This is a genomic window from Psychrobacter sp. TPE 89C, assembly GCF_055522395.1.
The window spans coordinates 1-12,563 of sequence record NZ_JBVFXW010000036.1; the positions used below are offsets into that span (position 1 = coordinate 1).

Here is a 12,563-nt window from a genome sequence, read left to right on the forward strand (position 1 = left end):
TATTGATTTCTTAACAATAAAAACAATGTCTTTACTTTCTATTCTAAAAGCCTTTGATCGGAACTGTTCACGTATTTGACGTTTAATTAGATTTCGAGCGACTGCAGTAGGTACTTTGCGCTTTGTAATAGCCATACCAACTCTCGGTTTATCATGAGTATTAGTACGTACAAAGGCCATCAAATGACTTTGGTGAATCTTACGTTCAGGCGCATCAAACACCTCACGAAAGGCCGCTGGTGTTAGCAGTCGCTGCTCTTTAGTGAAATGTGCGGTAGGTGTAGCTGAAACAGTATTTGGCATATTAAGACCTAGTATAAGAGCTAATAGCAAGATTGGAAATAATAGTAAAATATAGAGACAAAAAAAGCGCCTATTTGGGCGCTTTTAATATATGGCTAAGTGTCAGTTGTGATGATTGACTATCGCAATCTATGAATAATAGAGACACAACAAGCACAATTAGCCATGCTTATCGCAATCTACTGATTATACAGTAAGGCGATGACGTCCTTTAGCGCGGCGACGAGCTAAGACCTGACGGCCTTTTTTAGTTGCCATACGAGCACGGAAACCGTGAGTACGTTTACGCTTGATCACGCTTGGTTGGAATGTACGTTTCATAACTCACCTATCAAAATAATGGACTAAATTCGTAATAACGGAGGATTATACCACCAGATACTGTCTTGGTCAATGAACTAATTTAATCAGTATTTATACAGGTGAAAATTACTATTGTTAGAAGCAAGTTTTTAGTAGCTGATTTTTGATAAGTAGAAATAACTAGCATTAGTTTAACTGTTCAGTAAACCTGGTTTGTGAAACTAATATTTAAAAGTTATCCACAGTTTGTCTCGAACTCTATAATAATTAACTATTAATATATATAAGTATTGTTGTTATTGGGAGCCCTATTATCTGTGGTTAACTCTAATTTTCTTTTCATAATCAAAATACTAGGATATGGGCAAACCTGTGGATAACCTGTGGGTTAAATATGGATAACTCAAGGTTCGAAGTTGTCCACAAAACTATCCACAGTCTTATCCCCAAAAAACAAGGTTTTATCCACAGGGTAACTGTGTTAAATTAGCTACCTACTCGACGTGTAGTTTTACTCGGTTTACAGTGACTATCTTCGGTCTAGCAAGTAGGCACTGCATTAGTGCTCTAATAGCGATTTATACCGTTGAGATATCTGTTATTTCAAATTATAGGGTTAGTACTTTTCATGATAGACACAGCAAATATTTGGGATAAATGTTTAAACGATTTACGCTATAACGTAAAAGACAATGTATTTACTATGTGGTTGAGACCATTATCAGCCCATCAAGAGGCTCAAACCCTTATAATACTTGCCCCTAACGATTATTTTGTCACTTATATTAAAAAGAACCATTTGCAAGATATCCAGCAATTGGTCGCCAAGCATAGCCAAGGAAGTATTGAAGAGGTTATCGTACGTGTTGATAATGCAGGTCGTGATATCGACGATAACCAACCACAGTCAGGGTCTTTATTTGCAGAAGATAAGCCCTCCCCTCCCCCAGCAGAACATAATTTTGAGACGATCCATCACAATAATGCGAAAGCGGACATTGATGCCAACATGCGTCATGCAGAACTGGTTGATTCTGCTGATGCTAAGTCACTTAGTTATCTCAATCCTGAGTTTACTTTTGAGACATTCGTGACGGGCAAGTCTAATAACCTTGCTTACAAAGCTTGTTATGAGCTTGGTAAACGCCAGTCGAAAAATCGTCACAATCCTCTATTTATATATGGTCCTTCTGGTTTGGGAAAAACCCATTTAATGCATTCTGTAGCACATCGCTATTTAAAAAATAATCAAAGTTTTTATTATTTCACTTCTGAAAAATTTATTAATCAATTAGTTTATTCATTAAGAAATAATAAAATAGAAGATTTTAAAAAGAAAATTAAAAAAGTAGATTTATTAATTGTAGATGATATTCATGTATTAGCTGGAAAGACCAAAAGTAGTAATGAATTTTTAACATTGTTTGCAGATTTTACCAGTGGTGATAAACAACTCATTTTGGCCTCTGATCGTCATCCATCACAAATGACTGAGTTTGACGAGCGTTTTAGATCGAGATTCTCTTGGGGTTTGACCGTAGCAGTTGATCCACCTGAGATAGATACTCGTGTGCAGATTTTGCAAAAAAAGGCAGCCTCATACGGCATGCTATTGCCTAAAGAATGTGCGCTATTTATTGCTCAGAATGTGGTTTCTAATGTGAGGCGTCTAGAAGGTGCTTTGAACCAAGTATTTGCTAATGCTAACTTAACTGGTGCACACATAACGCTTGAGATGGTGCAATATGCGCTAAAAGACATCGTTGCGATGCGCGTACAAGCCGTTAATATGGATAATATTCGTAAAGTAGTTGCTGAATATTATGATGTGACTATCAAAGATATGATGGGTCGTAAGCGCACGCGCAGTATTGCTAGACCTCGCCAAATTGCGATGGCACTATCACGTGAATTGACGGGGGACAGTTTTCCTGAGATTGGTCAGTCATTTGGTGGACGTGATCACACAACGGTGATGCATGCTTGTGATAAAGTTAATGAACTACGAGCCGCAGATCCTGCGTTTGATAAGGATTACAAGACCCTAGCGCTAATGTTGCAAGCAGGTTAGTAGGCCACAGTATCACTATGTTTTAGTAGGATGATATGGTTTATAATATTGACGATATATGCACACAGATAGCTAATGGATTATAGTCAGTAGACAAGGTATTATTAAGCCTAAGCTATTGTTCTGAATTGATAAAAATACAGTCATTTAAATAAGAGTAACTAAGCATGCAATTATCGATTAATCGAGAGTCGTTACTAAAAGCCATTAACTTGATCGCCAAGGCTGCTGATAAACGCCATAATATGGTTATTTTGGGCAATATCAAGCTACAGTTGTCTGAATCAGCGCTTGTTTTGACAGCTTCTGATTTAGAAGTAGAGTTGACCTCGACGTTGAAATTGCCTGCAGGTGCTTGTGTTGAAGCTGGGACAACAACGTTACCTGCGACGAAGCTGAAAGATATTTGCAAATCATTACCAGCACAGGCGCTAGTTAATCTGGCAACTCAAGAGAATGAACGTTGTCTACTGACCAGCGGTAAAAGCCGTTTTACATTAGGTACATTGCCAGCCGAAGACTATCCAAGCTTGGGTAATCCAGAAAACATCACACCATTAATCATCAGCCGTAGCCGCCTTACTGATTTGATCCACAAAACTCAGTTTGCGATGGCCATTCAAGATGTGCGTTATTATCTAACTGGTATGCTATTTGATGTGTCACAGCAGCAGCTAACCACGGTTGCAACTGATGGGCATAGATTGGCTTTAGCGCGTAGTGTCATCGATGTGAGTGCTGATCTGAATATGCAGGCTATCTTGCCACGCAAAGCTGTCATTGAGCTTGAGCGCTTGGCTTCTGAGCTTGGTAAAATGCTCGGAGATAAAGATAATCCAGTTACGTTAAGTTTTGGTCGTGAGTTTTTGCAAGTCAGCTTACCGTTCGGTGATGTTGATAGTGCAGGGCAGGTGAGCGATAATTTAATGGTCACTTTTACAGCACGTCTGATCGATGGTAAGTTCCCAGATTATCGCCGTGTTATGCCGAGTAATACTGATAAGCTGGCTCTGTTTAACCAAGAAAAAATGACTGATGTATTACGTCGTGTCGCAATTTTGAGTAATGAAAAATCTCGCGGTGTGGTATTTAATTTTGCCAGTGACGGTATGGTAGAAGTACGTGCTAATAATGCTGAGCAAGACGAAGCGGTGGAGATGATACAAGCTAAGTACCAAGGTGAGCCAATGGAGCTATCGTTTAATGCTGCTTATTTACAAGATGTATTGGGCGTTATCCAAGGTGATTTGCAAATGCATATGAGCCAATCAAATGCTTCAGTGCTGGTTAATCAGCTGAATGATGAATTCCATCAGTATGTCATTATGCCAATGCGAATATAGTGATATTCGTTTTAGAAAATTAGTAAAGTTAGGTGTTTGAGCTGTATTTAAGTACAAACTTACTCTTGGAGTAGGTTTGTACTTAAAAAGTTTAACCTCCTTCATTTAGGTTAAAAGACAACTTATGCCTACTTTATACATTCTGTTTTAATAGGCGGCTATCGGTATCATGATTGAACGTCTGCAAATTTCACACCTTAGAAATCTAACACAAGTCAATCTACAGACTGCTGCCTGTAACGTTATTATCGGCGCGAATGGTAGTGGAAAAACATCCTTACTTGAAGCTATATTTTTGCTATCTAGAGGCAAAAGCTTCCGTCATCACCAGCCTAAGCGCTATATTCAGCATCATAAAAATACAGTTACTATACATGCTAAGCTTAATGATAGCAGTACCTTAGCTATCCAAAAGCAAGTTGATGCTACAACGCTCTTGCGTCTTAATCAGGCTACTGTCTACAACCAAAGCATCTTAACTGAGCAACTGCCAACACTACTGATAGATCCATCAACAATGGATATGTTAGAGCAGGGTAGTGCCAGTCGTAGACAGCTATTGGATTGGCTAGTGTTTCACATGAAACAAGGCTTTCATCCACAATGGGTAGCCTATCAACGATTACTAAAACAGCGCAATAGTTTACTAAAAAAATCACGCCATTTGACCCAAGTGCAGCTTTCTGAGTTGAAATCATGGGATAAAGGATTGAGTAGCCATGCAGCACTCATTCATCATTACCGCGAGCGGATATTTACCGAATGGCAGCCTTATTTTGCTGAGAGCATTGAGCAGTTATTACCATCTTATGCCGAACAGTTGAGCTTAAGCTATAACGCTGGCTATGATACGAGTATTGCGTTGGATATACAGCTTAACGAGCGACTAGAGCAGGATCTGCAGTTGGGATACACTCGTATTGGCAACCATCGAGCGGATGTCCATGTACATTGGCATTCTGATGATTCAGTAGAGATGAATAGTGAGTATGCAAGTGCAGCGCTAAAAAACGATGTTAGTGCTAAATTGCCGACTCTAAAAGAACAGGCCGCTAATGTACTGTCTCGTGGGGAAAAGAAGCTGTTAATCACGGCATTAAGGCTGTCTCAGTTACCACTATTGCTCAATGCTGAACAGGATATTGATTCACAGAGAGACGGCTTTAATACTAGAGCCACGCCAGTCGTATTGCTAGACGATATAACGGCAGAGCTTGATGGTAGGGCAATAGAGATTTTATTATCGACTTTATCGCAGTTGCCCTGTCAGGTATTTATGAGCAGTTTGACTGATGATATCGTGCCAATGATCCAAGATTTATGGTCAAATCCTAATATGTTTCATGTGAAACAAGGCAATATCCAACCTCTTTAATAACTTCCTTATACTGTCTATTTCACCCTGATTTACAACCTTATAAATCCTCTATACCTACCATCATTTTTCTACAATACCGTTTATTTTTTGAGAGTCATCAATACTAAGAAAACTGTCAGTAAACAGTGACTTAGAAGCAAAAAAATGCTAAAATTAGGCTTTATTTTTATCCTGTTTTCAGCAAGTTGTTTAATAGCGTTATGTAGATATTTTTTATTATCTACAGGTTTCTAAGTATTTGATAAATATGTGTTTAATTTACTCTGCTGGCTTTAATAATGTTTAAAAAAAAGAAGCTGATTGTGAAGTGATAATACACTGACTTGGTATTCTCTGAGTCAATATCATCTCTGACGAAATTTTGGTTAATTATGTTTTAGCCAATAATGCATATAGAAGATTTTTACTACAACAGTTGAGTCTAAAATAACGTTATGAGGCATCATCGTAGTGGTGAGTCCATAGCAAACGGCTGATTATGGCTAGATTAAGGAAGACACATGAGTGATTCATTACCTACCGAGCAACTGACATCAGACAGCATTGCTGAAACGACAGTGCCAGCTGTAGTGCCTGAAGTATTACCCTCTGATTATAGCTCTAAAGATATTCGCGTATTACGTGGGCTAGAAGCGGTACGTGTACGTCCTGGTATGTATATCGGTGATACCGACGATGGTACAGGCCTCCACCACATGGTCTTTGAGGTAGTGGATAACTCTATTGACGAAGCGCTTGCGGGTCATTGTGATCAGATTGACATCATTATCCATGAAGACGAATCTGTCAGTGTGATGGACAACGGTCGCGGCGTGCCTGTCGATATCCATCCAGAAGAGGGTGTATCAGCAGCGCAGGTCATTATGACGGTACTGCATGCCGGTGGTAAGTTTGATGACAATAGCTATAAAGTGTCAGGTGGTCTGCATGGCGTAGGCATCTCAGTGGTCAATGCTTTATCTAAAAAGTTAGAGATGAATATCTGGCGTGAAGGCTATCATTATAATCAGACTTATACCGATGGCGTACCTGATGCTGACATTCAGCAGATGGAAGCGACCAATCAAACAGGTACGCAAATCCGTTTTTATCCTAGCAGTGATGTGTTCACTGGTACTATTTTTGAATATGATATCTTAGCAAAACGCTTACGTGAGCTATCATTTTTGAACTCTGGTGTGCGTATTGTATTGACTGATGAGCGCATTGATAAGCGTCATGAGTTTGAACATAAAGGTGGGTTGCTCGAGTTCGTTAGCTATATTAATGCTGGCAAAGACGGTGTCAACGAAGTCTTCCATTTTACCAGTCAACAAGACGACGGTATCAGTGTTGAAGTTGCACTTCAGTGGACAGATACTTATAACGAAAAAGTACTATGTTTCACCAACAACATCCCTCAAAAAGATGGTGGTACTCACTTATCAGGTTTCCGTTCAGCATTGACGCGCTGCCTGAATAGCTATATGGACCGTGAAAATTTATTCAAAAAAGAAAAAGTAGCTGCAACGGGTGATGATGCCCGTGAAGGTCTGACGGCGATCGTCTCTGTGAAAGTACCGGATCCAAAATTCTCGAGTCAGACTAAAGATAAGCTCGTATCAAGCGAAGTAAAATCAGCTGTTGAATCAGCGATGCATGATAAGTTTAATGATTATCTACTAGAGAACCCAAGTGCGGGTAAAGCGATTGCTAGTAAGATTATCGATGCGGCACGTGCACGTGATGCTGCTCGTAAAGCGCGTGAGATGACGCGTCGCAAGACGACTTTGGATATCGCAGGTTTACCGGGTAAGTTGGCTGATTGCCAGGAAAAAGATCCCGTACTGTCAGAGCTATATATTGTGGAGGGTGACTCTGCAGGTGGTTCAGCCAAACAGGGTCGCAGTCGTAAAACCCAAGCTATTTTGCCACTAAAAGGTAAAATCTTGAACGTTGAGCGTGCTCGTTTTGATAAAATGCTGTCTTCTGCGGAAGTAGGTAACCTGATTACGGCACTCGGCTGTGGCATTGGCCCTGATGAATATAACCCTGACAAAGTACGCTATCATAAAATCATTATCATGACCGATGCTGATGTTGATGGGTCACACATTCGTACGTTGCTGTTGACTTTCTTCTTCCGTCAAACGCCTGAGCTAATCGAACGTGGTTATGTCTATATCGCTCAGCCACCGCTATATAAAGTGAAAAAAGGTCGTCAAGAGCTGTACCTAAAAGACGATGAAGCACTTAAAGCGTATCTATTGTCATCAACAATTGACAATACTAAGCTGCATATCAGTGCCGATGCGCCTGCAATCACTGGTCAAGCGCTTGAGACATTACTGAATGACTATAACCAAACGCAGCTGATCAAAGCACGTTTACAGATTCGTTTTCCAGCGGTGCTTTTGGATGCGTTGACGCATACACCAAAGCTGACTACGGATATGACTAATGATAAATCTGCTATGCAAGCATGGAAAGACGCTATGCAAACGCAGCTGGACCATTTCGGTAGTGACCTAAGTCCTGAGATTGAACTGATTAATATCCATGCACCTCAACCAAAAAATATGGATGCGGCAGCAGCTGATTTATTGGGTATGAAGCCAGAAGTAATTGCTGAAGAAACTATCGACGGTGAAGCGTTATCTACCAAAGCACAGTGGCTACCACGTATCACGGTCTATGTGCATCAATTGGCTCATCATTATCTACTGGATGCGAGTTTCATCAGTTCGGGTGAATACAGCAAGCTGTTGCGCTTGTCTGCTGAATGGAACACGTTGCTTGAAAGTGATGCCTTTATTCGCCGTGAAGCAACAGCAGGTACGACGAAAGATATCCCAGTACGTGACTTCGATTATCTCTGGCAGCAAATGATGGTCGATGCACGTCGTGGCCTAGCAATCCAGCGCTATAAAGGGCTAGGGGAGATGAATGCTGATCAGCTTTGGGACACAACGATGGATCCTGAAAACCGTCGTATGCTACGCGTCACTATCGAAGATGCGATCGCCGCTGACCATATGTTTACGTGCCTAATGGGTGATCATGTTGAGCCGCGCCGTATCTTCATCGAAGAGAATGCACTGACAGTGTCAAACCTAGATATCTAAGTCCGAGACTATCTTTAATGATATATAAAACACCGCTTCGAGTATCGAAGCGGTGTTTTCGTTTCACGTGGAACAAAAAACTGACTACTTTACGAGAAAAATAAAATGATCGAAGTCGTATTACTCGCTATCGCATTAGCAATGGATGCATTTGCTGTCGCCATTGGATTGGGTGCTAAGTCACAAAAACAGAGTAGGTCTTATCTGCTGCGATTGGCTATTTATGCTGCCTTATACTTTGGCATTGCACAGGGTGTGATGCCGCTTATTGGTTATTTATTAGGCGCAGCGCTTTTGGGTTGGTTGGCAGCAGCTGCACCTTGGATTGGTGGATTTATTCTGATCGCTCTCGGTGCAAAGATGCTTTACGAAGTATTTACTGCGGATGAGGAGGATGCTGTCGACAGTGCGCTTCACACAAACGGCGACGCTATAAATGCTGATAGTGAGGCAATGACAGTTATTCATAATGGCCATAAAACTATCAATCACCGCACTTTGTTTACACTCGCCATTGCGACCAGTATTGATGCGATGGCAGCAGGATTCACACTTAATCTGTTAGAACTAAATGCATGGCTAGCCTGTTTAATCATCGCGTTAATCACTGCTGGATTTAGTTTGTTTGGTGTTTATTTAGGCTGGCGATCTGGTACATGGTTAGAAGATAAAGCAGAAGCGCTAGGTGGGTTGGTGCTTGTTTTAATTGGGCTGAAAGTAATGTTTTTTAGCTAATACCAATCCTAAAAATTACGATTAGCGGTGTTAAGCTTGTTTAGTCTACAATGCATATTATAGTCATTCCACTATAAAAATATTACAGCGTTAACCTCGCTTGAAGTATCACGTATACATCTGCACTCGGTTGCCTTGCACTACTTTTAAATTGAATCGACTATACTTGCACTCGTTTTCATTGCTACTCTAATTTTTGTGAATGGTATAGTCAAGTCTATATAAATCCGCTACATCGTCATCCTCGCTAAGCATACTAATGTATAACTTGCACTCGGTTTCCTTGTATCGAAAATATATTGTACTGACTATATAACAAGTCATTTTTTTAATTTATTATTCTCAATAAAAAGCACCGCTCTAAAATTTAGAGCGGTGCTTTTTTGTTTCACGTGAAACTCAAACTAGTAATCTTGCTTAGTGATTACTCTTCGTCAGTGCCAAAGCGCCATGCCAATACACGTGTGCTCTTTTGACCCTGACTCATCTCGATAATACGCATTTGGGCGACATCAAGTTGCTTTAGTAATAGCTGTAGAGGTTTCACATTTTCAGACTTTGAAACTAGCGTCGTAAACCAACCGACATGCTCTGCAAAATCTTGACTCTCTTTTGCCATCTTGGTCAAAAAGGCAATCTCGCCACCTTCACTCCATAGCTCTTTATGCTGACCACCGAAGTTTAGGTTTTGTGCGGCATTACCTGTCTTCGTTGAACTGCGGCTTATTTGCTCGTTTTCATTTTTACCGCGATGTCTTTGCAAGTTATGCTGCTTGAGGCTGTTTGATTCCATCGCTTCTTCTAATGAGGCATGGAATGGAGGGTTACAGACCACCACATCAAAGTAGTCTTGGCGACCGATGATGCCTGCAAACATATGCTTAGGATTGGTTTGCAGTTTGACTTTTACGGCACCTTTTAGCTTTGGATTGGCATCGCAAATCAGCGCAGCAGTATTGACCGAAATTGGATCAATATCGCTGGCAGTAAAGCGCCAACCGTAGCTCTGACTACCAATAATTGGATAGATAGCACTGGCACCCGTTCCAATATCTAAGGCGTGAATTTCTTTACCTGTCGGCGGTGTGTTATCCGCATTCACATGAGTGGTCTGCGCAAGCAAGTCCGCAATATAGTGAATATAATCAGCACGTCCTGGGATAGGTGGGCACAAATAGCCTTCTGGAATGTCCCAAAACTTCACGCCATAATAATGGGCTAGTAGCGCCTGATTCAGGACACGTACGGCTTGGTGATCCGAGAAGTTAATCGTCGGCTCACCTTTAGGGTTGGTAATAGTATGGTTTGCAAGCTCAGGCAAGGCGCGAGTCAATACCGCAAAGTCATAACGACCTTGATGCGGGTTACGCGGATGTAGCTGACCGAGTTTTTTGGCGGTCGCCGGCGATCTGTTTCTGTGTGTACTATTTGCTGGAATACGGGTCATAGTGTGTGGCTTTGATGTTTGAATATAATCAACCATTTTAGCAGATTTCACGAGTAACGAATGTCTTATCGGCTACGTAAAATCAGATTTAATCCCAATACTATCATCGCTGTACCCAATATGCGGTCGATCCAATGCTCAAAACGCTGAAAGCGGCGATGAATAGCAGGGATAGACAGGAGCATCACGACCGTACTAAACCATGCCATTTGTAGGACCATCATCCATACGCCATAAATGGCCAACTGCCACAGCGGTATGTCAGGTGACAATACGAGTGTGAATATCGCGACGAAATATACGGGCGCCTTTGGATTAAAGACATTGCAAAAAAAGCCACGGCGCAACGTAGCAAAGGTGGATTCGCTATTGCTAGGTAACTTTTTGGTAGAGATATCTTTAGTTGTGGGCGTGATTTGGCTAGTAAGCGCTTCCTGTGAAACGTGAGCGCTTGAACTTACTTCTGAGTCTGCCTTTGCTAAGTCTGCTGTTTTTGCTAAGTCTGCTGTTTTTTCTAAATCTGATGTTTTTTCTAAATCTGATGTTTTTTTAGGTTTGGCTTGGATGCCTTGCCAACCGAGATAAATCAGATAACCACCACCCAACCATTTGATAGTAGTCAATAGCGGCTGCGAATGTGCGATGACGGTCGCCAGTCCCAACACCGAATAGATAATATGTACGGCAAGGCCCAAGGTAATACCGAGACTACAGATCAAACCTGTGCGTCGACCTTTTGCCAATGTCTGCTGTGATACCAAGACAAAATCAGGCCCCGGAGAGGCTGCAGCCAGTAAGTGGACTGTAGTAATCAGCAAAAAACCGTGCCAAAATTCCATAGAATGCTCTGAGTAATGCCTATATTTTCCTCATGGTTACACTTAACGTGAATGGGGTCAACTGATATTGATATTAGCTTTATTCGTAGCAGTTCTACTGCTTGTGTTATCGCGCGAGGGTGTCTATATTAAAAGTGGGTTTATCGACAAATTTCTATGAATGAAGTACCGAGATTCGACTATACCTATTGTATGACAACCTATTATATAACAATGATTATTTCAACAAGGACAGAACTATGACTACGGACAGTAACGCAACAGAAAACCGCATCACTTATAACACGCAAGGCCATGTTTGCCTTGTCGGACTCAATCGCGCCAATAAACGCAACGCCTTTGACAGTCATATGATTGGTCAGCTGTCTGACGCGATGACTCGCTACGAGCAAGACGACAACTTACGCTGCGCGCTGATATTTGCGCATGGTGATCACTTTACCGCTGGGCTGGATTTGGTCGAGCTGCAAGACAAGCTAAACGATGGTGTGTTTGAGTTTGATGGTAACCAAATTGACCCATGGGGTATCAGTGGCAAACTACGTACCAAACCTGTGGTCGTAGCGGTCAAAGGCACATGTTTTACGGTAGCTATCGAGCTGATGCTCAATAGTGATGTGGTCATCGCCAGTGATAACTGTAACTTTGCACAAATGGAAGTTCAGCGCGGCATCATGCCATTTGGCGGGGCGACGGTACGTTTTGTAGCAGCAGCAGGTTGGCAAAAAGCCATGCCGTATTTACTTACTGGTAAAGCATTCGATGCGCAAACAGCTGATAGGCTGAATTTGGTCAGCGAAGTGGTGGCCAATGGTACTGAGTACGAGCGTGCATTGACGTTGGCGCAAGAGATCTGTAAAGCTGCGCCTTTGGGTGTCAGAGGCGCGTTGTCATCAGCGCAAGACGCTAGCCGTAATGGTGCCGCGACTGCATTGGCCAATATCCATAGCTATCTGCCGCCGCTGTTTCATTCAGAGGATGCGAAAGAGGGTGTAATGGCGATGGTTGAGAGACGTGAGGCTGAGTTTAAGGGATGTTAG

10 protein-coding genes are annotated in these 12,563 nt (G+C 41.7%); 6 read left to right on the forward strand and 4 right to left on the reverse strand.

The features are described 5' to 3' along the window. Window positions 1-303 (reverse strand): ribonuclease P protein component (gene rnpA / locus ACZW67_RS10790; RefSeq protein ID WP_465183250.1); only part of this gene is annotated, 303 nt, incomplete at its 3' end. A 186-nt stretch (window positions 304-489) separates the two neighbouring features. Continuing rightward, window positions 490-624 (reverse strand): 50S ribosomal protein L34, encoded by a 135-nt coding sequence (gene rpmH, locus ACZW67_RS10795; protein WP_007394757.1) that lies wholly within the window; start codon window positions 622-624, stop codon window positions 490-492. A gap of 610 nt (window positions 625-1,234) precedes the next feature. On the opposite strand from rpmH, the gene dnaA reads away from it, so the two are divergent. The 5 genes from dnaA (at window position 1,235) to ACZW67_RS10820 (ending at window position 9,237) form a co-directional block, all read left to right on the forward strand. Beyond that, window positions 1,235-2,677, forward strand: a complete 1,443-nt coding sequence (gene dnaA / locus ACZW67_RS10800) for a chromosomal replication initiator protein DnaA (protein ID WP_465183251.1) — start codon at window positions 1,235-1,237, stop codon at window positions 2,675-2,677. A 167-nt stretch (window positions 2,678-2,844) separates the two neighbouring features. After that, window positions 2,845-4,020: a DNA polymerase III subunit beta gene (gene dnaN / locus ACZW67_RS10805; protein ID WP_465183252.1), complete on the forward strand. Its 1,176-nt coding sequence runs from the start codon at window positions 2,845-2,847 to the stop codon at window positions 4,018-4,020. Between the two features lie 169 nt (window positions 4,021-4,189). Further along, window positions 4,190-5,395: a DNA replication/repair protein RecF gene (gene recF, locus ACZW67_RS10810; RefSeq protein WP_465183253.1), complete on the forward strand. Its 1,206-nt coding sequence runs from the start codon at window positions 4,190-4,192 to the stop codon at window positions 5,393-5,395. Window positions 5,396-5,898: 503 nt separating this feature from the next. Then, the gene (gene gyrB / locus ACZW67_RS10815; RefSeq protein ID WP_465183254.1) at window positions 5,899-8,502 is read left to right on the forward strand and encodes a DNA topoisomerase (ATP-hydrolyzing) subunit B; all 2,604 of its coding nucleotides are present in this window, start codon (window positions 5,899-5,901) and stop codon (window positions 8,500-8,502) included. Window positions 8,503-8,607: 105 nt separating this feature from the next. Then, window positions 8,608-9,237: a manganese efflux pump MntP gene (locus ACZW67_RS10820; RefSeq protein ID WP_465183255.1), complete on the forward strand. Its 630-nt coding sequence runs from the start codon at window positions 8,608-8,610 to the stop codon at window positions 9,235-9,237. Between the two features lie 424 nt (window positions 9,238-9,661). On the opposite strand, the gene rlmF is transcribed toward ACZW67_RS10820, so the two are convergent. Together rlmF and ACZW67_RS10830 are read right to left on the reverse strand one after the other, a co-directional pair. Next, entirely contained in the window at window positions 9,662-10,720 is a 1,059-nt protein-coding gene (rlmF, locus tag ACZW67_RS10825; RefSeq protein ID WP_465183270.1) for a 23S rRNA (adenine(1618)-N(6))-methyltransferase RlmF, read from the reverse strand. A gap of 29 nt (window positions 10,721-10,749) precedes the next feature. Beyond that, window positions 10,750-11,523 (reverse strand): LysE family translocator, encoded by a 774-nt coding sequence (locus ACZW67_RS10830; RefSeq protein ID WP_465183256.1) that lies wholly within the window; start codon window positions 11,521-11,523, stop codon window positions 10,750-10,752. 239 nt (window positions 11,524-11,762) lie between these two features. Between ACZW67_RS10830 and ACZW67_RS10835 the strand changes: the two genes are divergently transcribed. Then, window positions 11,763-12,563 (forward strand): crotonase/enoyl-CoA hydratase family protein, encoded by an 801-nt coding sequence (locus ACZW67_RS10835; protein ID WP_197128472.1) that lies wholly within the window; start codon window positions 11,763-11,765, stop codon window positions 12,561-12,563.

Coding starts and splice junctions, on each gene's coding strand:
- rpmH (WP_007394757.1), bottom strand. CDS start 624: ATGAAACGTACATTCCAACCAAGCGTGATCAAGCGTAAACGTACTCAC.
- ACZW67_RS10830 (WP_465183256.1), bottom strand. CDS start 11,523: ATGGAATTTTGGCACGGTTTTTTGCTGATTACTACAGTCCACTTACTG.
- rlmF (WP_465183270.1), bottom strand. CDS start 10,720: ATGGTTGATTATATTCAAACATCAAAGCCACACACTATGACCCGTATT.
- dnaA (WP_465183251.1), top strand. CDS start 1,235: ATGATAGACACAGCAAATATTTGGGATAAATGTTTAAACGATTTACGC.
- dnaN (WP_465183252.1), top strand. CDS start 2,845: ATGCAATTATCGATTAATCGAGAGTCGTTACTAAAAGCCATTAACTTG.
- gyrB (WP_465183254.1), top strand. CDS start 5,899: ATGAGTGATTCATTACCTACCGAGCAACTGACATCAGACAGCATTGCT.
- recF (WP_465183253.1), top strand. CDS start 4,190: ATGATTGAACGTCTGCAAATTTCACACCTTAGAAATCTAACACAAGTC.
- ACZW67_RS10835 (WP_197128472.1), top strand. CDS start 11,763: ATGACTACGGACAGTAACGCAACAGAAAACCGCATCACTTATAACACG.
- ACZW67_RS10820 (WP_465183255.1), top strand. CDS start 8,608: ATGATCGAAGTCGTATTACTCGCTATCGCATTAGCAATGGATGCATTT.